Origin of the sequence: Microbacterium sp. NPDC097977 (assembly GCF_040302605.1) — a bacterium.
Lineage (GTDB): Bacteria > Actinomycetota > Actinomycetes > Actinomycetales > Microbacteriaceae > Microbacterium.
Window position 1 is genome coordinate 1 of sequence record NZ_JBEOUR010000057.1, and the last position, 22,220, is coordinate 22,220.

The window sequence follows — 22,220 nt, forward strand, 5'->3', positions numbered from 1 at the left end:
GGGCGGATGACGCCCGGCCCACCGACGGAATCACTGGTTGAGGACGACGTCCATCTCGGAGAAGAACTGCGTGACCGCGTCGTCGACCGTCGTGGTGCCGAAGTTCAGCTCGGTGCCCAGCACGCGGAACTTCTCCTCGAGGGTGCCGTAGCCGACGATCGGCACGGGAGGAGCGTCGCCGAGACGGTCGGCGATGGACTCCTCGTAGTCCTTGACGGCCTGGCTCATCGGGTCGAGATCAGCGGCCTCGAGGGCGGTCTCGGAGGCGGGGAGTCCGCGGTTCGTGCCGAAGATGGCTCCTGCCTCCGGCGAGTTCACCAGGAAGTTCACGAGGGTCGCCGCAGCCTCGGGGTGCTCGGTCTTGGCCGAGATCGTGTGCAGCATGGAGGGCTTCAGGTACAGGTCCTTCGCCCCCTCCTCGGTGACGGGCGGTGCGACGATGCCGAGCTCGGTGTAGCTCTCGCCGAGGTTGGCGAGGTATCCCGCGCCGAAGTTGTCCCAGGTCAGCTCGCTGGCGTTCTTCGCGGTGTCGAAGGCGCTGAGCGGGAGGACTTCCTCGACGACCTGCTGCGGCACCACGGCACCGTCGCGGATGTCGGAGCCGGACTCCCAGAACTCCTTCAGACGGTCCTCGTCGAACCCTGCCGTGCCGTCTTCGTTGAAGAGGTTCTTTCCCTCGCTGCGCAGCTGCAGCTCGAAGTTCTGGATGCGGCCGGTCCAGTCCGAGCCGCCCCAGTACTGGCCTGCGCCGGCGTCGGAGATCTCGGTGATCCAGTCGTCGTAGTCCTCCCAGTCGCCACCGGCGAACTCGTCGACGCCGGCGGTCTCGAGGAGCACAGGGTTGGTGAAGACGGCCCAGGCGTTGGTCGAGGTCGTGATGCCGTAGGTCGTGTCGTCGACCACGCCGATGCCGAGGATGTTCTCCGACAGCGGCTCGGTGTCGATGACGGACCCGAGGTAGGGCTCGAGGTCGAGCAGCAGGCCGTTCTCGGCGTACTGACGCAGGTACGAGTAGTCGAACTGCATGACATCGGGGAGGCCGCCGCCGGCGGCCTCGGTCTGACGCTTCTCCCAGAACTCCGGGAAGGTGAGGAAGGTCGCATTGACCGTGATGTTCGGGTACTCCTCGTTGAACGCGTCGATCGCCTGGTTGTACAGGTCGGCCCGCACGTCGTTGCCCCAGAACGCGAGGTCGAGCGAGACCTTCTCGTCGGGGTCGTAGGTGGCACCGGCTTCGGGGCCTCCGCCGCCGGCGCAGCCGGCGAGCACCAGCGCTGCGCTGGTGGCGACGGCCGCTGTGGCCGCCAGACGCTTCTTGCTGAACATCGTTGTCCTCTCTGGTGAACGTCCTCGTCCGGCAATGCCGCGGAACGCCTGTGTCCATGTGGTGCGGGTGCATTCTCCATCGAGCGGGGAAAACGCTTACCTGCACGCTAATCCAGATTGAAACGTTTCGCAACCGGGAATTCGCGGGACGGGATTACATCGATTACCGCCCGCTCTCCGATCCTCTCACGACGAGGTTCCCGGCCTCGACGTCGAGGCGCACGCGGTGCACGGCGGACCGCCGTCGTTCACCCGTCGCGCCGTGCGCGGCCCCGTCCGCCGCCGTGCGGAAGAAGTAGAACCACAGGTCGTCGCCGTGGCGCACGTGCGCACCGTGACTGCCCTGCGCTCTGCCGGGAACGGAGGCGAGGATCACGGCATCCGGATCCCCCTGGCGCGTCCAGCCGACGCCGTCGTCAGATCTGTACACCCCCATCCCCCGCCACTCGTCGACGATCATCCACCACGATCCGCCGGACTCGAACACCGTCGGCCCCTCGTGCGGACGCCCGCCGATCGCGACACCGTCGAGGCTCCATGCGTCGAGGTCGGTCGAGGACGCGACCATGGTCACCGAATCCGCCGCCTCGTCCTTGTACCAGAGTCGCCATGCCCCGTCCGGGGTGCGCGCCACGGCGGCGTCGATCACCCGGTCGCTGCTCAGTGTGAGCGGCCGCCGCCTGCTCCATCGCCGCAGATCGGCGGAGGTGTACTCGACGATGGTGCGCCCGAACCCGGGCCAGCGGTCGGGGATGCCGTCGATCTCGGTGAGGAACATGCGCCAGCGCTCGCCGTCCCAGACCACCTCGGGGGCCCAGTGCGTCCGGTCCACCTCGGCAGGTGGCGGTCCCGGCTCCAGCACGAGGTCGGATGCCGCCGGCTCGAGGGTCCCCTCGTACTCCCACCCGAGTCCGTCGTCCGAGGTGGCGACCCCGATCCGGCTGCCGTGGATCCACGAGACTCCCGGCCCCGCGTCCTCCAGGCTCGCGCGCCGCTGGGTGTAGAACATCCACCATCGCCCGGATGCATCGACGACGACGCGGGGGTCCGTGGCGCCGTCGTAGACCGGGTCGCGGTACAGCTCGCTCATCGGCGCAGGTCGGTCACCGGGCTCGCGAAGCCGGCGCGATGCGTCGGGTGCGCGCCGAGCAGCTCCGGCGTCACGACCGCTCCGTCCGCGGCGGCGGAGGCGTAGATGCCCGCCACGATCTCGAGCGAGCGGGCCGGGGCGTCGGCGGTCGGGGGCAGCGGGGCTCCGTCGCGCAGCGCGTCGAAGACGTCACGCAGCAGCGGGGCATGGGCGCTGCGCTCCTCGACTTCAGGGAACGACCACGCCTCGGCCTCGCCCTCGAATCCGGGCGCGGGGGTGATCCGCCAGTTCTCGTGACCGTGCCCGTAGACGTGATCGACCGTGATCGTCGCCTTCTGGGTGTCGATGCGAATCGAGCTCGTCTCACGCGGCGACACCGCGCTCGTGATCAGCTGGGCGACCACGCCCGCCTCGAACACGATCGTGGCGGTCGAGACGTCTTCGGTCTCGGTCTCGCGATCGAGCCGCCAGAGCCGCCCCTGCACCGATGACCAGTCGCCCAGCAGGTGCGCCAGCAGATCGATCTGGTGGATGCCGTGCCCGAGCGTCGTCCCCCCACCCTCGGTCTCCCACCTGCCGCGCCACGGCACCGCGAAGTACTCGGGTCCGCGGAACCAGAGCGTCTGGCACACCGCGACCAGCGGACGCCCCAGCTCACCGCTCTGCAACAGGCCGCGCACGTGCGCGGCGGCAGTCCCGGTGCGCTGCTGGAAGACGACGGCGAGCTGCCGACCTGCGGCCTCGGCGGCCGCGCGCATGTCGTCGAGCTCGTCGAGCGACGGAGCCGGCGGCTTCTCGACGATCACATGCGCGCCCGCCGCGAAGGCGGCGAGCGCCTGCTCGCGGTGCGGCGCGGGTGGCGTGCAGATGAGCACGACGTCGGGATGCTCGACCGCCAGCATCTCGTCGAGGTCGGCGTAGGCGCGGGCGATACCGTATCGATCGGCGAACTCGCCGGCCTTGGCGAGGCTCAGATCGGCGACCGCGACGAGCTCGGCGTGCGGATACGCCGCGACCGCCTCGGCATGCGAGTTCGCCACGGAGCCGGTGCCCACCAGCACGGCGCGCAGGGTCTTGTCGGATGTCATCTGTCCTCCTCAGGACGGTGAGTGCCTGTCATCTCATGCCGTTCTGCACCAGGTGCAGCCGAGCGTATCGCCCGTCGGCGGCGAGCAGTTCGTCGTGGGAACCCTGTTCGACGATGCGTCCGTGCTCGAGCACGACGATGCGGTCGGCCTGCCGGACGGTCGACAGCCGGTGTGCGACCACGAGGGTCGTGCGGCCGCGCATGAGCCGCTCGAGCGCCTCTTTGACGAGCCCTTCGGACTCGGGGTCGAGGGCGCTGGTGGCCTCGTCGAGCAGGAGGATCCGCGGATCGCGCACCAGCGCTCGCGCGATCGCCAGCCGTTGCCGCTGCCCGCCCGACAGTCGCGCACCGCGCTCGCCGACCACCGTGTCCCAGCCGTGCGGCTGTGCGCTCACGAACTCCCAGGCGTTCGCATCGCGCAGGGCGCGCTCGACACGATCGGGCGTCACGTCGGGCAGGCCGTAGGCGATGTTGTCGAAGACCGATCCCTCGAACAGCACCGATTCCTGCGGCACCACCGAGATCGATCGGCGCACCGTCCGCAGGTCGAGCTCCTGCATGTCGCGGCCGTCGAGCAGGATCCTTCCGCTCGTGGGGCGCACGAACCCGAGCACGAGGTTGAGCAGGGTGGACTTGCCCGATCCCGACGAACCGACGAAGGCGACGGTCTCGCCCGGCGCGATGCGCAGATCGATCGCGGCCAGCGCGTCGTCGTCGGCATCCGCATACCGATGCGCAGCGGCATCGAGCACGATCTCCCCCTCGACGCGCGAGACGACCTGCTTGCCGGAGTTCTGCTCGACATCCGGCTCCTGCAGCACCTCGGCGATGGAGCGCACGGACTCGAGACCTCGGGCGCCGACCGGGATGAGCATGAGCAGCTGGGTGAGTCCGCCGGTCAACAGGGTGAAGTAGCTCGAGAGCATCACGACCTCGCCGGGCGTGATGGGCAGGAAGCCCGTCAGGGCGCACACGGCGGCGAGCATCAGGCAGGCGACGCCGAGCAGCTGCATGGCGACCCAGGAGATCGAGGCGACGCGGCCGTTGAGCAGGTCGAGGTCGAGCCCCGCACGGCGCACGCCGTCTGCTCCTCCGGCGACGCGCGTGATCGCCGTCTCCTCGAGTCCGTGAGCGCGGGTCACCGGGATCAGCGAGGCCATCTCGCCGACGCGGGCGGAGAGCGTCTCGATCTCGCGGCGGAAGACCTCGTTGCGCCGCTGCGACCGGTTGCGCATGCCGTAGCGGATGCCGATGGCGATGGGCACCGCGAGCGCGTAGACGGGGAGGAACTGGGGCACCGTCACCGCGGTCATGCCGAGCGCACCGAGCATGACCATGGTCGACGAGAGCAGCGGATGCGTGACCTGCTGCAGCATGAGCTCGACGTTCTCGACGTCGCGCACCACCTTCGTCTGCACGATCGAGGAGCTGACTCTCGTGTGGTATCCGATCGACAGGCTCTGCAGACGCGCGGTGAGGGCGTTGCGGAGGTCGGCCCCGAGGTCTCGCACCACGGTCATGAAGTTCCGCGTGTAGATGATGTGGTTGGGGTAGTTCTGCAGCAGCAGCACGGCGGCGAGGGCGAACCACCACAGCACCTCGGTCACGTCGCCCTTGCTCGCCACCACGTCGATGATCGCTGCGGTGATGACGGGCAGCGACCAGAGGGGGATCTCCTTGACGGCGAATGCGGTGATCGCGAACGTCAGCCGCCAGGGACGACGGGCGACGAGACGCAGCACGGAGCGGGTCGGATGGCGCCCGTCGATGAGCGCGGCCGGATGGGAAAGCGCTTTCTGTGCCATGGTCCTATCGTAGAGTCCGAACCGTCGCCGGGAAAGCGCGACGGCCAGAACCGCGGGAGCACTCATGACCTTCGACGCCGCATTCGCCTGGGCCCGCCGCCACGTGCAGGCCGAGCGCCTGCCCACGGCCGTGCTCGGCATGGCCACCGCCGACGGGATCGTCGACCTCGAGGGCTTCGGGGCGGCGACCGATGCGGTCTACCCGCTCTTCTCGATCACCAAGGCGCTCACGGGCGTCACCGCGGCGCGTGCCATCGAGCGCGGACTGCTCACACCTAACACCCCGCTCACCGATGCCCTGCCGGAATTCGGGGGCGCCCGCGACGACATCGTGCGCCTGTGGCATCTCGCCTCGCACACGTCGGGCATCGCCGAGCCTGCACTCGACACGGCGCTGCCCCTGCGCCAGGAGCTGCTCACCAGAGGGCGGGACTTCGCGGCGGGATCCGCTTCGCGATACTCGACACTGGCCTTCGAGGGCATCGCGGCGCTGGTCGAGCACGCGACCGGAACACCCTGGGATGCCGGGACGCTCGCCTGGGCGGCGGAGATCGGCGCGATCGGCCTCACGCTCGATGCGGAGCGATCGATCGGAGTGCCCGACGCCGCCGCAGGCGGGCTCGACCTCGACCGCTTCCACGCCACCCGCGCGCCCGGTGCCGGACTGCTCGGTCGCGCCGAGGATCTGCTGCACCTCGGAACCGAGCTGCTGCGCATCCATCGCGGCTCCCGCGACGGCATCCTGTCGCCCGCGGGGCTGGAGATGATGGTGCGGCCGCTCACCGGCGACATCCCGCGCCTGGATCCGTACCCCCGCGAGCGCGGACAGGACTGGGGCTTCACCTTCAATCTGCGCTCTCGCGCCCCCGGACTGATCGATCGCGACGTGTACGGACACGGCGGATGGGCGGGCACGGAATTCTGGGTGCACCCGAGCGCCGGCATCGCCTGGGTGCTGCTCACCAATGCCGCCGTCCGGCCCGGCGTCGACGCCGACGAGCTCGACAACGCGGTGATCGCCGGCCTCTGATCGTCGCGACGGACGCGCGCAGACCCCCGCACCATCCGTCCGTCACTTGACAGCCGGGTGGTCCGTGCTAATCTGGGCCACGCCGTATGAAACGATTCAAAACCTCGATGAAGAGAGAACGACCATGACCCGCGTCGCGTTCCAGCTGCAGGTGCGCCCTGAGCTGCTCGACGAATACCTCGCCCGCCACTCGCCCGTGTGGCCCGAGATGCTGGCTGAGATCGCCGCCGCCGGCCGCCGCAACTATTCGCTGTTCCTCGCGGAGGGCGGCACGCTCCTCGGCTATTACGAGACCGACGACGACGAGGCGGCGCAGGCCTACCTCGCCGCCTCCGCGGTCGCCGCCCGATGGGAGGCCGAGATGGGCCGCTTCTTCATCGGGCTCGACGGTCGTCCCGACCAGGCGGCCGCCACACTCACCGAGGTGTTCCACCTCGAAGACCAGCTCGCCGATGCCGGCGACTTCCCCGCATCCCCCACCGACTCCGATATCGAAGGCAGCGCCTCATGAGCATCCTCTCGTCCGACAACCTCGCCGCCCTCGAGAAGCAGGGCATCGAGCTCCCCAGCTGGGCATTCGGCAACTCCGGCACCCGCTTCAAGGTGTTCGGCACGCCGGGCACCCCCCGCGACCCCTGGGAGAAGATCGCGGATGCCGCGCAGGTCCACACGTACACCGCGCTCGCTCCCTCGGTCGCGCTGCACATCCCGTGGGATCTCGTCGACTCGTTCTCCGATCTGCGGGCCTACGCGGAAGACCTCGGCGTCTCTCTCGGCACCGTCAACTCGAACACCTTCCAGGACGACGACTACAAGTTCGGCGCCCTGACCCACGAGGATGCGGCCATCCGCCGCAAGGCGATCGATCACCACCTCGCCTGCATCGACGTGATGGATGCCACCGGCAGCCGCGACCTGAAGATCTGGCTGGCCGAGGGCTCGAACTACCCGGGCCAGGCCGACATGCGCGGCCGCCAGGATCGCCTGCATGAGTCGCTGCAGACGATCTACGCGCGCCTGGGCGACGAGCAGCGCCTCGTGCTCGAGTACAAGTTCTTCGAGCCGGCTTTCTACCACACCGATGTTCCGGACTGGGGCACCTCTTACGCGCAGGTCGTCGCGCTCGGCGACAAGGCCTCGGTCTGCCTCGACACCGGCCACCATGCACCCGGCACCAACATCGAGTTCATCGTGATGCAGCTGCTGCGTCTCGGCAAGCTCGGCTCGTTCGACTTCAACTCGCGCTTCTACGCCGACGACGACCTGATCGTCGGGGCGGCCGACCCGTTCCAGCTGTTCCGCATCCTGTTCGAGGTCGTACGCGGCGGCGGCCTGAACAACCCCGACGTGGCGTTCATGCTCGACCAGTGCCATAACGTCGAGGACAAGATCCCCGGCCAGATCCGCTCGGTGCTCAATGTGCAGGAGATGACGGCGCGCGCACTGCTCGTCGACCGCGACGCCCTGGCTGCGGCGCAGAAGTCCGGCGACGTGCTCGCCGCGAACGCCATCTTCATGGACGCCTTCTACACCGACGTGCGCCCGGCTCTCGCCGAATGGCGCGAGTCGCGCGGTCTGGCCGCGGACCCGATGGCGGCCTATGCCGACTCGGGCTACCAGCAGAAGATCGCCGCAGAGCGCGTCGGCGGAGTGCAGGCAGGCTGGGGCGCCTGACCCCTCGCCCCCTGACATCACAAGACCCGTCGGGATGCGGGAGCCGATCCCCGCGTCCCGACGCCCCACCGACAGAACGGACGATGCTGTGAGCGACCAGGTGCTCGACGGACCGCACGGACCGCTGCGCGTGCGCGTGTACGAGCCGGAGAACCCCGCGGGCCCTGGGCTCGTCTGGGTGCACGGCGGCGGTTTCCTCGCGGGCGAGATCGACATGCCGGAGGCCGACTGGGTCGCGCGGAGCTTCGCCGACCGCGGCATCGTGGTGGTCTCGGTCGACTACGCACTCGCACCGTTCCCTCAGGCGTGGGCCGCAGCATCCGGAGCCCCCGAGCGCGACGGCGTGCACTACCCCGTCGCCTCCGAGGAGGTCGAGGCCGCTTTCCGGTGGGCCGTGGATTCCGATCTCGCCCGCGGCCACTGGTCGATCGGCGGAGCGAGCGCCGGCGGCAACCTCGCCGCGGGTGCCGCGCTGCGGCTGAGCCACGGCGCGGGACCTGTTCCGGCGTTCGCCGTGCTCGCCTATCCGACCCTGCATGCCGTGCAGGGACACCCGGATGCTGCGCTGCGCGCGGCGCTCGACGCCGATCCCGACGCCGACACGTTCGGGCCCGAGCCGGTGCGGGTCATGTACGAGAACTATCTCGGCGGCCCCGTCGAGAGCGCAGAGATCTACGCCGTGCCCGGCACGGCATCCTCCGCACAGCTCTCGCGCTTTCCCGCCACGATCATGATCAACGACGAGGTCGACGAGCTGCGCGTCTCCGGCGAGGCCTTCGGCGCCTCGCTGCGGTCCGCCGGCGTCGACCTCGACATCTCGACCGAGCCCGGCACCCGCCACGGTCACCTCAACAGTCCGGAGCACCCGGGTGCGACCGCATCGATCGATCGCTTCGCCACCCGCATCCTCGCCACTTCTCCCGAGAACAAGGAACAGCCATGACCAATCCCACCGCCGCCGCCCTCATCGAGCGGTCGAACCGTCTGGGCGCCGACCCCAAGAACACCAACTACGCGGGCGGCAACACGTCGGCGAAGGGGACCGAGACCGATCCTGTCACCGGTCAGCCGGTCGAGCTGCTGTGGGTCAAGGGCTCGGGCGGCGACCTGGGGACGCTGACGGAGCAGGGGCTCGCCGTGCTGCGCCTCGACCGCATGCGCGCGCTCGTCGACGTCTACCCCGGCCTCGACCGCGAGGACGAGATGGTCGCCGCGTTCGACTACTGCCTGCACGGCAAGGGCGGCGCCGCTCCGTCGATCGACACCGCGATGCACGGCCTCGTCGACGCCGCGCACGTCGACCACCTGCACCCCGACTCGGGCATCGCGATCGCGACCGCCGCCGACGGCGAAGCGCTGACCGCGAAGATCTTCGGCGACAGGGTCGTCTGGGTGCCGTGGCGCCGCCCCGGCTTCCAGCTCGGACTCGACATCGCCGCGATCAAAGCACAGAACCCGCAGGCGATCGGCACGATCCTCGGTGGGCACGGCATCACCGCGTGGGGCGACACGTCGGAAGAGGCCGAGTCGAACTCGCTGTGGATCATCGACACCGCAGCCGCCTACATCGAGGCGAACGGCGCGGACGACCCCTTCGGAGGTGTCCGTGCCGGCTTCGAGGCGCTTCCCGAGGCCGAGCGCCGCGAGCGCGCCGCAGCCCTCGCGGGGACCATCCGCGGCATCGCATCGACCGACAAGCCGATGGTCGGCCACTTCACCGACTCCGACGTCGTGCTCGACTTCCTCGCCTCCGACCGCGCCCCCGAGCTGGCCGCCCTCGGCACCAGCTGCCCCGACCACTTCCTGCGCACCAAGGTCAAGCCGCTCATCCTCGACCTGCCGGTCACGGCATCCGCCGACGAGCAGATCGCCCGTCTGCACGAGCTGCACACCGAGTACCGCGCCGACTACCAGGCCTACTACGACGCACACGCCACCAGCGAGTCGCCCGCGATCCGCGGCGCCGACCCGCTCATCGTGCTCGTGCCCGGCATCGGCATGTTCTCGTACGGTGCGAACAAGCAGACCGCCCGCGTCGCCGGAGAGTTCTACGTCAACGCGATCAACGTGATGCGCGGCGCCGAGGCGCTGTCGACGTACTCGCCCATTTCCGACGCCGAGAAGTTCGCCATCGAGTACTGGGCGCTGGAGGAGGCCAAGCTGCAGCGGATGCCGAAGCCGAAGTCGCACCAGGGCCGCATCGCCTTCGTGACCGGTGCCGCGTCCGGCATCGGCAAGGCCATCGCCACCCGTCTCGCGGCCGAGGGCGCGTGCGTCATCATCGCCGACCTCGATCTCGAGAAGGCCCAGGCCGCCGCGGTCGAGCTCGGGAACACCGACGTCGCGATCGGCGTCGCGGCGAACGTCGCCGATGCCGACGCGATCCAGGCCGCGCTGAGCGACGCCGTGCTGGCGTTCGGCGGCGTCGACCTCGTCGTCAACAACGCCGGCCTCTCGCTGTCGAAGCCGCTGCTCGAGACCACCGAGAAGGACTGGGACCTGCAGCACGACGTCATGGCCAAGGGCTCTTTCCTCGTGTCGAAGGCCGCAGCGCGCGTGCTGATCGACCAGAAGCTCGGCGGCGACATCATCTACATCTCGTCGAAGAACTCGGTCTTCGCCGGCCCGAACAACATCGCCTACTCGGCGACCAAGGCCGACCAGGCGCACCAGGTGCGGCTGCTGGCCGTCGAGCTCGGCGAGTACGGCATCCGCGTCAACGGCATCAACCCCGACGGCGTCGTGCGCGGCTCGGGCATCTTCGCCTCCGGCTGGGGCGCCAACCGCGCCGCCACCTACGGCGTCGCCGAAGAGGACCTCGGTCAGTTCTACGCCAACCGCACGATCCTCAAGCGCGAGGTCGTGCCCGAGAACGTGGCGGACGCCGTCTACGTGCTGACGGGTCCCGAGCTCAGCCGCACCACCGGCCTGCACATCCCGGTCGACTCCGGCGTCGCCGCGGCGTTCCTGCGATGACGATCGCCCCCCTGGTGCGCGAGCGCCCTTCGTCGGATCCTGAGCGAGCGGAGCGCCCTTCGTCTCGTCGCTGCGCTCCTCGCTCAGGATCCGACAAAGGACGTCGCTGCGCTCCGGTTCCTGAGCGAGCGAAGCGAGACGAAGGGCGCTCAGGAACCGCGCAGCGAGACGAAGGGCGCTCAGGAACCGCGAAGCCGAACGCAGGAGATCAGGCCGCCGCGGCCTCTTCGCAGATGCTGAGCTGAGGCAGGTCGTGCATCTCGTAGTGCTCGACGAGCCGGATGCGGCCGTCGTCGGTGAGCTCGAGTTCGCTCTCGCCGTTACCGGTGACGACGGTGCCGTCGGCAGCGAGCACGTGCACGAACGAGACCCAGATGGTGTCGCCGGTGCGGGTGCCGACGAAACGGCCGAAGGTCACCGTGTCGCCCGAGTAGTCGCCCCAGATCGCGCCGTCCTTCTCGCGGTAGACGAACTCGCTGGGGGCGTCGGCGTCGACGACCGAGGTGGTCGAAGAGACCATCGTGAAGCGGCGGCCGTCGAGCGAGGGGATGGATGCAGAGGACGTCATGCTCCGATTATGGAGGGCGTCCCGGCAGCGCTCAGAACCGCCGGTCAACCGTCTGGCCCGGCCGCTCGCGCGTCGAAGGTCGTGAGACGAAACGGCGGCGGCGCTCATCGTCGGCACCGTTTCGTCTGACCCTCATTCGAGGTCGAGCCGAAGCATCTCGGGGTGCTGAGCGGTCTCGGCCCGCAGCGCGAGCAAGAGGGCCGTGTACTCCGGAGTCATCTGCACGCGGGGCGACCCCAGCACGTGCACGGTCGCTCGGCCCGCCACCCGTTCGAACCGGATGCGCCTGACGGGATACCCCGGCGGCGTCAGCCAGATGCGGGTCAGCTGCGAGAATGGCAGATCGACGTCGTCGAGACGGAGGCCGTGGTGACTCACCGTGATGTGCGCAGGGATCGCCTTCAGCACGCGTCGTCGCTGCAGCGCCCCGATCGCGAGCACGATGCCGGCGAGCCCCGCGAACGGCACCAGCAGCACCAGCGCAGAGAGCTCCCCGTCGAGGAAGCCGGGCTGCAGGGCGAGCACGACGACGGCCGCGGCGACGACGAGCAGCACGACCGCGCCGATCGCCAGCCCGTTCGCGAGCCGGCGTTCGCCCGACGCATCGACCGTGAACGAGGAGGGCAGCTGCGCTCTCTCCCTGGCTGCGGCGACGGGGTCCGTCGCAGGCGGCGGCGCGATCGGGTTGAGCGTCGCCATCAGGTCGTTGAACGTCGCACGCGTGAATCCGGGGAGCTCCACCGTGATCTCCCGGCCGGCGTTCTCGATGATGAGTGCACGGGTGATGCCACTGCGCAGTCCGTTCGTGCGGTGCTCGGTGATCTTCGATCCAAAGGCGGTGGTGGCGCGGTCGTACACCTCGCGGTTCCCGGCGCGACCGACCTCGACCTGGTCTGGACGTACGACGATGCGGGTGTTGCGCAGCCAGAGGATCGACACGAAGACCACGAGGGTCAGGGCGATCGCCACCGCCAGCACGATCATCCCCCGCGTCGAGAGGTCCATCCGGCGTGGCAGGAACTGCGGGAGGATGAACAGCGTCGCCGCCGACAGCGCCGCTGAAATCAGGATCGCGCTCACCACCGCCCGAGCCGGATGCCGACGGAAGGCCCGCTCGCCCGACACCACAGAGACACCATCGATCATCGGACGCCCTCCCGAACCGTCTCGTTCCCCGCGTCCGTCTGCGACGGACAGCGCACTCCTCCGCATATTCTGGCCCCTCCGCCGCGCCCTCGGGTGAAGAGTTTCGTCGCCGGTACCGTGGTCGCATGCACTGGATGTCTGACACCTCGGCCGGGGACTGGGTGCGCGAGCGCCTCGACGACCCGTGGAACGCGACGATGCACGCCGTGGTCCCGCACGGATTCGCGTCGTACGCCCGCATTCTGCATCCAGGGACCGTGCGTGCGCTCCCCGACCGTCCTGTGCCCTCGCAGGAGGAGTACGAGCGGATGTCGGAGGAGGAGCGTCTGAGCCTGCTCGACCAGTACATCGACGAGCCCGTGACGTGGGCCGAGACGGCATCCGCGTTCGACACGACCCTGCATCCGCTCGCCCAGTGGCAGCGCATCGTGCGCACTCCGACCGACGGCGACTGGAATCTGCGGCTCTCGCCCGACGGCCGCGAGTTCACGGGGCCGATGGAGGGTGAGATCGCCCCGGAGACCCTGTCGATCATCGCCTCGCACCTCGTCTCCCACACCACGACCCCGGATGCCGGCTTCGCGGCGCTCTGGGAGGGTCGGGGTAGCCTGCTTGGATTCCTCGGCCACGCGCCGTCGCGCACGTTCCTCACGTTCACCGACGATCCGAATCACCAGGCGATGCTCGATCGCAGCATCCACGACCCGCTGAACAACTCGTTCCGCAAGCCGACCTGGCAGGAGGGCATCCTGTCGCGCGAGATCTCGGAAGGGCCGCGGTTCCACCTCCCCGGGCGCGATCACGTGCTGTTCCGCGGGGCGATCAGCGACTTCACCCGTCCGGACTGGGTGCTGCACGTTCCGTGGCGCGACCTGCCGGGCGAGGAGCACGGGTTCCCTCCCGCTGCGCAGACCCCCTCGATCCTCTGGCCCGACGACCGTGCTTGGATTCTCGTGAGCGAGATCGACTATGACTCGACGATCGTCGCGGGATCCGGCGCCCTCATCGCCGCGATCTGCGCCGATGAGCGCCTCGAGGCCTTCCCGATCCCCGAGAACGCCGACCTGACCTGGGACGCCGATGAGGTGAACCGATGACCGCACCGCAGCCGGCTCCGTCGTTCGATGCGCGCCCGCTCACCGATCCCGTGGATGCGCGGGCCGTGAGCGCGTTCACCGCCGAGCTCCGTGCCCGGGGCTCATCCGGCTTCTCGGCCGCCTCGGTCATCGCCGTCGTGATCTTCGGTCTCGTGTTCGTCGTGGCCCTCATCGTCGTCGGCGCGACGATGTTCTCGCTCCTCACCGACCGGGGGACCTCGTCGTTCGCCGGTCTCGGCGTGATCGCGGCGGCCGCCGTCGCGATCACGATCGGGGTCGTGAGCTGGCGCCGCGCCCGGGTCGCGCGGTATCGCCTCGATGCGTTCGCCCGGGCGAACGGCATGTCGTATGAGGCGCGGGTGTCCGATCCCCGCCTGCCGGGCATGCTGTTCGGCCTCGGACGCTCGCGCGAGGCCACGGATCTCGTGCGCGGCACCGTGCCCCGTTTCGTCGAGTTCGGCAATTACCGGTATACGACGGGGTCGGGAAAGAACTCGACCACACACCACTGGGGCTATGTCGCCGTCAAGCTCGACGTGCCGCTTCCGAACATCGTGCTCGATGCGAAGGGCAACAACGGCTTCGGGACGAATCTGCCCGCGTCGTTCCAGCGCGAGCAGCGCCTGTCGCTCGAGGGCGATTTCGATCGGTACTTCACGCTGTACTGCCCGGAGGGCTACGAGCAGGACGCTCTCTACCTCTTCACGCCCGACATCATGGCCCGGTTCATCGACAACGCGGCGGAACTCGATGTCGAGATCGTCGACGACTGGCTGTTCCTCTACACGCAGCGCAAGGCGTCGACGCTGGACCCGGCCACGTGGGGCTGGCTGTTCGGCGCGGTGGGCGCCGTGATCACGAAGCTCGATCAGTGGGAGCGCTGGCGAGACGAGCGACTGCTGCAGGAGAATCCGACGGCCGCCGCACCCTCTCGCGGTGATGCCGCCTCGTCGGCCGCGAATCCGCGACTGCCGTTCGCACCGCCGGCCGGCATGCTCTCGCCGCCGCCGGGGGTGGCGCATGAGGGACGCAGGCTCAAGCGGAGCTTCCGCTGGCTGCCGATCGTCGTCGTGATCGGCTTCGCCGCGTTCTGGATCTGGTTCAGATCCTTCTGAGAAGGGAGCCCGAGGTGGGGTTGTGGGGGTGGGGCTGTCTGGGGAACAGCGACCCACCCCATCCCCCCTCGGGATCAGAGGAAGATCTGACTCTCCCTCCGCAGGACGGTCGAACCGTCCACGCGCGGGTCAGCTGGGGACTGACGACTCTGCGCGTATACGAGTAATGGTATACCGATGTACGTTGCATTCCATTGCGTCGGGAATAGTCAACCGAACACGTTGAATCCCGTGCGCCGATGCACGAATTACTCGCCATATCGTCATTATCAGGGCGACATTCGTGCATGAGAGAAAAGACTCTCGTGCATGCGCCGGATGTCGATGGCGCGGAATTCGCTGTCATTACCCCGGGTGACGGCGGCGGCCCTGGGCCCTTCTGCATGCAAGAGAATGGAAGACGATGTCCGAACTCTCAGAACACACCCAGTGGCAGGCCGACCGCCGTGCCTCCGTCACCTCGGCGACCGGCAACCTGGCGCTGACAGAGACCCGGTGGACCGGCGATCTGCCCGATCTCGAGGCCGAGCGACGGTCCGCACGCGAGACCGTCACCGTGACCCCGCTCCAGCGCACGAACATCGAGACGGGCGCGCCCGAGCACGGGCTGCGCGTGTGGGATGCCGACGCACCCGCGATCCGCGCGTTCGACCGCATCGACACCTACGAGTACGACCCCGCCTGGGTGCTCGAGGGCCACTTCACGCCCGTGTCGGGTGAGCGTCGCGTGTCGTTCGAGCACATCCGCGACAACGGAGGCACCCGCGACCTCGTCGTGCCGGGCGACATCCGCGTCGAGCTCGACGGCCGGGAGTACGACCTCGCCGCCTTCGACGACGGGGGCACGCTGCTGCTCGTGTTCGGCGACGAGACCAACGGATCCGAGACGTACGGCTCCGGGCGCTTCCTGTTCGTGCAGCTGCGCGACGACGAGGGCACCGTCGTGCTGGACTTCAACCGGGCTTTCGTGCCCCCGTGCGGATTCAGCGCCCAGTACAACTGCCCGCTGCCGCCGGCATCCAATCGCTTCCCCCTGCCTATCCGAGCAGGCGAGAAGAACGTCGTCTTCCGCGACGGCTTCGACATCTACGCGGCGTGACGCCGCACACTCTCACCCTGGAGTACTCATGAGAAGAACCCGCATCCTCGGCGCGCTCGGCGCCGTCGCCACGCTCGCCCTCGTGGCCGGCTGCGCGTCGGGCGCCACCGACGACGCCGCGAGCGAAGACGCCACCATCTTCATCGGGTCGCTGTACGAGCCCACCAACCTGAGCAACACGCAGGGCGGCGGCCAGGGTGTGACCGAGGCGCTGACCGGCAACGTCTACGAGGGTCTCTACCGTCTGACCGACGACGGCGACGTCGAGCCGCTGCTCGCCGAAGACGCCCAGGTGTCCGACGACGGCCTCACCTACACGATCACGCTGCGCGACGATGTGACGTTCCACTCCGGCGACCCGCTCACCTCCGCCGACGTGAAGTCGAGCGTCGAGGCCGTCACCGCCGAGGACTCCGTGTCGGCGCGCAAGTCGAGCTTCACCACCATCGCCGGCATCGCGACGCCCGACGACCGGACCGTCGTCTTCACGCTGTCGCAGCGGTCGATCTCGTTCCTCTACAACCTCAGCTACGTCTGGATCGTGAACGACGAGGCCGGCGACATCACCGGCAAGGAAGACGGCACCGGTCCCTACACGCTCGACGAGTGGAAGAAGGGCTCGACCCTCACCCTCGAGCGCTGGGACGACTACTGGGGCGAGCCCGCCACGAACGCCGAGGTCGTCTACACCTACTTCACCGACGCCACCGCCGAGAACAACGCCCTGCTCACAGGCGAGATCGACGTGATCACGAGCGTGCAGAGCCCCGACTCGCTCGCCCAGTTCGACAATGACGACTACGTCATCAGCGAGGGCACGTCGACGACGAAGGAGCTGCTCGCGTTCAACGACCGCGTCGCCCCCTTCGACAACGCACTCGTGCGCAAGGCGATCTACTCCGCCATCGACACGAAGAAGCTCCTCGAGTCCATCTGGGGCGACTACGGCACGCTCATCGGCTCGATGGTCCCGCCGACCGACCCCTGGTACGAGGACCTCACCGCGGTGAACCCGTACGACGTCGACCTCTCGAAGGACCTGCTCGCGCAGGCCGGCTACGCCGACGGCTTCACGTTCACGCTCGACACCCCGAGCTACGACCCGCATCCCGCCGTGGCGGAGTTCCTGCAGTCGCAGCTCGCCGAGGTCGGCATCACCGTCGAGATCAACACGATCAGCGCCGACGAGTGGTACACCAAGGTGTTCAAGGAGCAGGACTTCGAAGCCACCCTGCAGGAGCACGTGAACGACCGCGATGTGGTCTGGTACGGCAATCCCGACTTCTACTGGGGCTACGACGACGCCGAGGTGCAGCAGTGGGTCTCGGCGGCCGAGCAGGCCGCCACGACCGACGAGCAGACGGCTCTGCTGAAGCAGGTCAACGAGAAGATCGCCGAGGATGCGGCGAGCGTATGGTTGTACCTCTACCCGCAGATCGTGGTCGCCTCCAGCGACCTCAGCGGATACCCGGTCAACGGCCTGAACTCGCAGTTCTTCGCCTACGACATCGTCAAGTCCTGATGTCGGAGGGGATGCCGCGGGTCGGCATCCCCTCCGCACCGTCGTCCTGAGAAGCCATGCTCGCCTACCTGCTCCGTCGCCTCGCCTTCCTTGTGGTGTCGCTCATCGTCGCGATGATCGCCATCTTCGTGCTGCTGCGGCTGCTGCCCGGCGACCCGGCGAACGCCCTGCTCTCGGTCGATGCGACCCCCGAGCAGATCGCCGCGGCGCGGGCGCAGGTCGGCTCCGACCAGCCCGTGCTGCAGCAGTTCGCGACCTGGGCGGGACAGCTGCTGCGTATGGATCTCGGTGAGTCCTTCCTCAGCTCCCGGCCCGTCGGGCCCGACATCGCGGCACGTCTCGCCGTGACCGTCCCGCTCACGCTCATCGCATTCGGCCTCGCCCTGCTGGTGTCGCTGGCGATCGGCATCGTCGCGGCCGTGAAGTCGGACCGCTGGTACGGCGTGGCGCTCTCGGGGTTCGCGCAGCTGGGAGTCGCCGTGCCCGTGTTCTGGGTCGGGGTCGTGCTGGTCTGGATCTTCGCGCTCGGTCTCGGTGTCCTGCCCTCCGGAGGGTTCCCCCGCGACGACTGGGAGGACCCCGGCGACGCGCTGCGCTCGCTCGCCCTCCCGGTGATCACCATCGTGATCGTCATGAGCGCGTCGCTCAGCCGCTACGTCCGCTCGGCGACGCTCGACGTGCTCGGCAGCGACTACCTCCGCACCGCCCGCGCCGGCGGATCCCCCATGTCCGAGGCGCTGCTGCGCCACGGTGTGCGCAACGGCGCCGTGCCCGTCGTCGCGATCCTCGGCATCGAGCTGTCGACGACGCTGCTCGGGGCGGTGGTCGTCGAGAGCGTGTTCACCCTCCCCGGTCTCGGGAGCCTGCTGCTGTCGGCCATCCAGCAACACGACTTCCAGGTCATCCAGGGGGTATTGGTTGTGAGCACGCTCTTCGTGCTGCTGGTCGGGTTCGCCGCCGACATCGTGCAGCGTCTGATCGATCCGCGTCTGCGCACGAGCGTCTCGGGCAATCGATGAGCGGCGTCGTCGAACAGCTGGTCACCGACTCCGTCGCCGTGCGGAGACGGCCGAAGGCGACCCTGATCCTGGGTCTCGTCCTCACCGGGACGATCGTGCTCATCGCCCTGGTGTCGCTGTTCTGGTTGCCCTACCCGCTCGCAGACACCAGCGGCAGCCGCCTCGAGGGGCCCAGCGGTCTGCACCTGCTCGGTACCGACCGCCTCGGTCGCGACCTGCTGTCGCAGCTCATGTGGGGCGCCAGGATCGCGCTCATCGTCGGCGCCTGCGCGGTCGCGATCGCCGCTGTGCTCGGCACGATCATCGGCCTTCTCGCCGCGTTCTCTCGTCCCTGGGTCGACGACACCCTCTCGGCCGGGCTCGACGTCGTGATCGCATTCCCGGTACTGCTGCTGGCGATGCTGGTCGTCGCGATCCAGGGCGCCTCGCTGTGGTCAGCGGTGCTGGCGATCGGCCTGGCGATGTCCGCCGTGGTGGCGCGCCTCACCCGCATCCTCGCTCGGCGGGTGCTGCAGGAGCAGTACGTCACCGCCGCACGCACCAGTGGCACGGGCGTGCTCGGAATCGTCTTCCAGCACGTCCTCCCCAACATCGCCCCGACCCTCGCCGTCAGCCTCGCCCTGCAGTTCGGCGCGGCCGTGCTCGCGGAGGCGAGCCTGTCGTACCTCGGACTCGGCGCCCCTCCCCCCAACGCCTCGTGGGGGCGGATGCTGCAGGAGGCCCAGGGCACCGTGCTCACCGCACCCGTCGGAGCCATCGCCCCCGGCATCGCGATCATCGCGCTCGTGCTCGGAGTGAACTTCCTCGCCGACGGTCTGCGCGACCTCGCCGACCCGACCCGCCGGAGGAGCCGATGAGCATTCTCGACGTCTCCGCCCTCACCGTGAGATCCGGCTCGGCAGCACCGGTGCGCGATGTCTCGTTCTCCGTCGCACCCGGCGAGAGGCTGGGCCTGATCGGGGAGTCGGGGTCGGGCAAGTCGCTCACCTCGCTCGCCGTGACCGGTCTGCTCCCCGAGGCGCTGAGGTCGTCGGGGTCGGTCCTGCTCGACGGGCACCAGGTCGTCGGCGCTCCGGATGCCGACCTGCGCCGCCTGCGCGGTCCGGTCGTGCAGATCGTGTTCCAAGAGCCGCTCACCGCTCTCGATCCGCTGATGCGCGTCGGACGGCAGATCGCCGAGCCGCTGCGGCGCCACCTGGGCCTGCGCGGAGCGGAGCTCAAGAGCGCCGTCGCCGTCGCACTCGACGAGGTCGCACTGCCCGATCCCCGTATCGCCCGCGCGTACCCGCACGAGCTCTCGGGCGGTCAACGTCAGCGCGTCGCGATCGCGATCGCCCTCGCCGCCAGGCCGCAGCTGCTCATCGCGGATGAGCCGACGACCGCGCTCGATGTGACGGTGCAGGATGCCGTGCTGAGCCTGCTCGAGCGCCTCGTCGCCGAGCGGGGCATGGCGCTGCTGTTCATCAGCCACGACCTCGCCGTCGTGTCACGGATGGTCGACCGCATCGTCGTGCTGCGCGACGGCCTCGTCGTCGAGGCGGGCACGGTCTCGCAGGTGATGCAGGAGCCGGCAGAGCCGTACACGCGGATGCTGGTCGACAGCGCCCGCGCGCTCGACGCGTTCCTCGACCAGAAGCTCGACCAGAAGCTCGACGAGAGGGAGGCCGGGGCATGAGCCTTCTCGAACTGCGGGGCGCCGGCTTCGCCTACGGTTCCCGACGCGTGCTCGACGACGTCTCGCTGCACCTCGACGAAGGGGACTCGCTCGGTCTCGTGGGCGAGTCCGGTGCGGGCAAATCGACGGTCCTCCGGCTGCTGCTCGGGCTGTCGGCGCCCCGCGACGGACAGATGCTGTTCGACGGCGAGCCGCTGAACCCCGGGTCGTCGAGCCTGTCGGCGCGCCGCATGCAGATGCGCCGCTTCCGCGCGGCCGTGCAGCCGGTGTTCCAGGATCCGTACTCGTCGCTCGACCCCCGGCAGCGCATCGACCGCATCATCGGCGAGCCCCTGCGCTCGCTGGGGCTCGCGTCGGGCACCGACGCGCAGCGCCGCATCGCGGAGGCCCTCGAGTCGGTCGGCCTGCCCGCCGACACCGCCCGCCGCTATCCGCACGAGTTCTCGGGCGGTCAGCGTCAGCGCATCGCGATCGCCAGGGCCGTGGTCTCGCGTCCTCGGGTGCTGCTCGCAGACGAGCCCGTCAGCGCCCTCGATGTGACGACGCGGGTGCAGGTGCTGGAGCTGCTCGACCGGCTGCGCCGCGAGAACGGCCTGTCGCTCGTGATGGTCTCGCACGACCTCAGCGCGATCGCCTCGGCCTGCGACCGCACGGTCGTGCTGCAGCACGGTCGGGTGGTCGAGCAGGGCGCGACATCCGCCGTCCTGCATTCCCCGAGCGACCCGTACACCCGGGCGCTGGTGGCGGCGGTCCCCCGCCTGCCGCGCTGAGCGTCAATCCGCGGCGCGGGCGATGCCGATGCTGCCGATCCCGTGCAGTGCGCGCGCCAGTCGCTCGGCCTCGACGTGGTCGCCGTCGAGGATCGCGCGACCGAGGTCCGCGTATGCGCGCGTGACCTCGCCGAGGTTCTCTACGGACGGCACCAGATCACGCAGGGTGCGTTCGAAGACGTACTCCATGTCGATCATGTGGGCGTGCCGGAGCTCGTTGCCCGCACGCTCCGAGAAGTAGGCGTACAGGTCTCGCCGGGCCTTCGAGGCCCGAGCGGGCTCGTCCAGCGCATCCACCACGGCGCGCACCAGCGCCTCGGCCTCGATCCGCTCGTCAGGACTGCATCGCGGAAGTCCGGCGTGCACGGCGACACCGGCCTCGTAGCCCGCGTAGGAGAGAGCCTCTCGGATCGACTGCTCGGTGACGACGGTGACGACGGTGCGCCTGCTCGGCATGATCTGCACGAGGCCCAGCCTGTCCAGCCGCTGCAAGGCCTCCCGCACCGGCATGCGCGAGACCTGGAAGTGCCGGGCGATGCTCTCGTCGTTGATCCGCTCCCCCTCGGCGAGTTCGCCCGAGACGATCGCCCCGGCCAGCACGTGAAAGAGCTGCTCCCCCAGGGGGCGCCCCGCGACGAGCTTCGCGACCGAGAATGTGTCCACGGGGCACATCATCCTCCCTCCGCCTTTGCGCACTCTCCACGACACGGCCCCGCCATGCGCTCACGGCGTCGATCCCGGGGCCGTCAGGTCGATGACGACGTGAGCCCGAAGTACTCGAACTCTGCGTCATTCAACATTCGCGAACGGATCAGGAACCGCATCCCCGTCGGCCCCTCGACGCTGAATCCGGCTCCTCGCCCCGGAACGACGTCGATCGTGAGATGCGTGTACTTCCAGTACTCGAACTGGGACTCCGACATGAAGACCTCCACCGGTGCGTCGAGGCCGACGTCGAGCGCGCCGAGGAGCACATCGCTCGGCCCGGTGAGGAACATCCCCACCGGAAAGCACATGGGCGACGAGCCGTCGCAGCATCCTCCCGACTGGTGGAACATCAGGGGGCCGTGCTGCACCGTGAGGTCACGGACGAGCGATGCCGCGGCATCCGTCACGTCCACACGTTGGTAGCTGCCTATCTTCACCATGGTCCTGTCCCGTCCTTCGTCTCGCTTCGCTCGCTCAGGAGGCGGCCGCCTCGCCCCGCCCGCTCAGGAGGCG

The 22,220-nt window shown here is 69.1% G+C and carries 21 protein-coding genes; 13 read left to right on the forward strand and 8 right to left on the reverse strand.

Features of this window, described 5'->3' with window-relative positions:
- Window positions 1–30: 30 nt before the first annotated feature.
- From ABTZ43_RS12755 to ABTZ43_RS12770, 4 genes are all read right to left on the reverse strand, one after another.
- Complete coding sequence (locus ABTZ43_RS12755; RefSeq protein WP_350539097.1) at window positions 31–1,326, reverse strand: ABC transporter substrate-binding protein; 1,296 nt, start codon at window positions 1,324–1,326, stop codon at window positions 31–33.
- A 163-nt stretch (window positions 1,327–1,489) separates the two neighbouring features.
- Entirely contained in the window at window positions 1,490–2,416 is a 927-nt protein-coding gene (locus ABTZ43_RS12760) for a glycoside hydrolase family protein (protein ID WP_350539098.1), read from the reverse strand.
- Entirely contained in the window at window positions 2,413–3,504 is a 1,092-nt protein-coding gene (locus tag ABTZ43_RS12765; RefSeq protein ID WP_350539099.1) for a Gfo/Idh/MocA family protein, read from the reverse strand. Before ABTZ43_RS12765 ends, ABTZ43_RS12760 begins: the two co-directional genes overlap by 4 nt.
- A gap of 28 nt (window positions 3,505–3,532) precedes the next feature.
- Window positions 3,533–5,308 (reverse strand): ABC transporter ATP-binding protein, encoded by a 1,776-nt coding sequence (locus ABTZ43_RS12770; RefSeq protein WP_350539100.1) that lies wholly within the window; start codon window positions 5,306–5,308, stop codon window positions 3,533–3,535.
- A 64-nt stretch (window positions 5,309–5,372) separates the two neighbouring features.
- Between ABTZ43_RS12770 and ABTZ43_RS12775 the strand changes: the two genes are divergently transcribed.
- The 5 genes from ABTZ43_RS12775 (at window position 5,373) to ABTZ43_RS12795 (ending at window position 10,988) form a co-directional block, all read left to right on the forward strand.
- Window positions 5,373–6,338, forward strand: a complete 966-nt coding sequence (locus tag ABTZ43_RS12775; protein WP_350539101.1) for a serine hydrolase domain-containing protein — start codon at window positions 5,373–5,375, stop codon at window positions 6,336–6,338.
- Between the two features lie 124 nt (window positions 6,339–6,462).
- Complete coding sequence (locus ABTZ43_RS12780) at window positions 6,463–6,849, forward strand: L-rhamnose mutarotase (RefSeq protein ID WP_350539102.1); 387 nt, start codon at window positions 6,463–6,465, stop codon at window positions 6,847–6,849.
- Window positions 6,846–8,012, forward strand: a complete 1,167-nt coding sequence (gene rhaI, locus ABTZ43_RS12785; RefSeq protein WP_350539103.1) for an L-rhamnose isomerase — start codon at window positions 6,846–6,848, stop codon at window positions 8,010–8,012. The genes ABTZ43_RS12780 and rhaI overlap by 4 nt, the downstream gene beginning before the upstream one ends.
- Window positions 8,013–8,100: 88 nt before the next feature.
- Window positions 8,101–8,955: an alpha/beta hydrolase gene (locus ABTZ43_RS12790; RefSeq protein WP_350539104.1), complete on the forward strand. Its 855-nt coding sequence runs from the start codon at window positions 8,101–8,103 to the stop codon at window positions 8,953–8,955.
- The gene (locus ABTZ43_RS12795; RefSeq protein WP_350539105.1) at window positions 8,952–10,988 is read left to right on the forward strand and encodes a bifunctional aldolase/short-chain dehydrogenase; all 2,037 of its coding nucleotides are present in this window, start codon (window positions 8,952–8,954) and stop codon (window positions 10,986–10,988) included. Before ABTZ43_RS12790 ends, ABTZ43_RS12795 begins: the two co-directional genes overlap by 4 nt.
- A 208-nt stretch (window positions 10,989–11,196) precedes the next feature.
- Here the strand turns inward: ABTZ43_RS12795 and ABTZ43_RS12800 are convergent, their stop codons facing one another.
- Together ABTZ43_RS12800 and ABTZ43_RS12805 are read right to left on the reverse strand one after the other, a co-directional pair.
- The gene (locus tag ABTZ43_RS12800) at window positions 11,197–11,556 is read right to left on the reverse strand and encodes an avidin-fold protein (RefSeq protein WP_262492020.1); all 360 of its coding nucleotides are present in this window, start codon (window positions 11,554–11,556) and stop codon (window positions 11,197–11,199) included.
- Between the two features lie 132 nt (window positions 11,557–11,688).
- Window positions 11,689–12,702 (reverse strand): hypothetical protein, encoded by a 1,014-nt coding sequence (locus tag ABTZ43_RS12805; RefSeq protein ID WP_350539106.1) that lies wholly within the window; start codon window positions 12,700–12,702, stop codon window positions 11,689–11,691.
- A gap of 134 nt (window positions 12,703–12,836) precedes the next feature.
- Between ABTZ43_RS12805 and ABTZ43_RS12810 the strand changes: the two genes are divergently transcribed.
- The 8 genes from ABTZ43_RS12810 (at window position 12,837) to ABTZ43_RS12845 (ending at window position 20,999) form a co-directional block, all read left to right on the forward strand.
- Entirely contained in the window at window positions 12,837–13,799 is a 963-nt protein-coding gene (locus ABTZ43_RS12810) for a hypothetical protein (RefSeq protein ID WP_350539107.1), read from the forward strand.
- Entirely contained in the window at window positions 13,796–14,914 is a 1,119-nt protein-coding gene (locus tag ABTZ43_RS12815) for a hypothetical protein (RefSeq protein WP_350539108.1), read from the forward strand. The genes ABTZ43_RS12810 and ABTZ43_RS12815 overlap by 4 nt, the downstream gene beginning before the upstream one ends.
- Window positions 14,915–15,317: 403 nt before the next feature.
- Complete coding sequence (locus tag ABTZ43_RS12820) at window positions 15,318–16,013, forward strand: DUF1684 domain-containing protein (RefSeq protein ID WP_056414522.1); 696 nt, start codon at window positions 15,318–15,320, stop codon at window positions 16,011–16,013.
- Window positions 16,014–16,041: 28 nt separating this feature from the next.
- Window positions 16,042–17,535, forward strand: coding sequence for an ABC transporter substrate-binding protein (locus tag ABTZ43_RS12825; protein WP_350539109.1), 1,494 nt, complete (start codon window positions 16,042–16,044; stop codon window positions 17,533–17,535).
- Window positions 17,536–17,591: 56 nt separating this feature from the next.
- On the forward strand, window positions 17,592–18,554 hold the full coding sequence (locus tag ABTZ43_RS12830) for an ABC transporter permease (protein WP_350539110.1): 963 nt from the start codon (window positions 17,592–17,594) through the stop codon (window positions 18,552–18,554).
- Entirely contained in the window at window positions 18,551–19,411 is an 861-nt protein-coding gene (locus ABTZ43_RS12835) for an ABC transporter permease (protein ID WP_056414513.1), read from the forward strand. The genes ABTZ43_RS12830 and ABTZ43_RS12835 overlap by 4 nt, the downstream gene beginning before the upstream one ends.
- Window positions 19,408–20,229: an ATP-binding cassette domain-containing protein gene (locus tag ABTZ43_RS12840; RefSeq protein ID WP_350539111.1), complete on the forward strand. Its 822-nt coding sequence runs from the start codon at window positions 19,408–19,410 to the stop codon at window positions 20,227–20,229. The genes ABTZ43_RS12835 and ABTZ43_RS12840 overlap by 4 nt, the downstream gene beginning before the upstream one ends.
- Window positions 20,226–20,999 (forward strand): ABC transporter ATP-binding protein, encoded by a 774-nt coding sequence (locus tag ABTZ43_RS12845; RefSeq protein ID WP_350539112.1) that lies wholly within the window; start codon window positions 20,226–20,228, stop codon window positions 20,997–20,999. Before ABTZ43_RS12840 ends, ABTZ43_RS12845 begins: the two co-directional genes overlap by 4 nt.
- A gap of 3 nt (window positions 21,000–21,002) precedes the next feature.
- Here the strand turns inward: ABTZ43_RS12845 and ABTZ43_RS12850 are convergent, their stop codons facing one another.
- A complete protein-coding gene (locus ABTZ43_RS12850; protein WP_056414504.1) occupies window positions 21,003–21,662 on the reverse strand; it encodes a GntR family transcriptional regulator in 660 nt (219 codons plus the stop codon).
- An 83-nt stretch (window positions 21,663–21,745) separates the two neighbouring features.
- Window positions 21,746–22,147: a DUF779 domain-containing protein gene (locus ABTZ43_RS12855; protein WP_350539113.1), complete on the reverse strand. Its 402-nt coding sequence runs from the start codon at window positions 22,145–22,147 to the stop codon at window positions 21,746–21,748.
- Window positions 22,148–22,220: the final 73 nt, after the last annotated feature.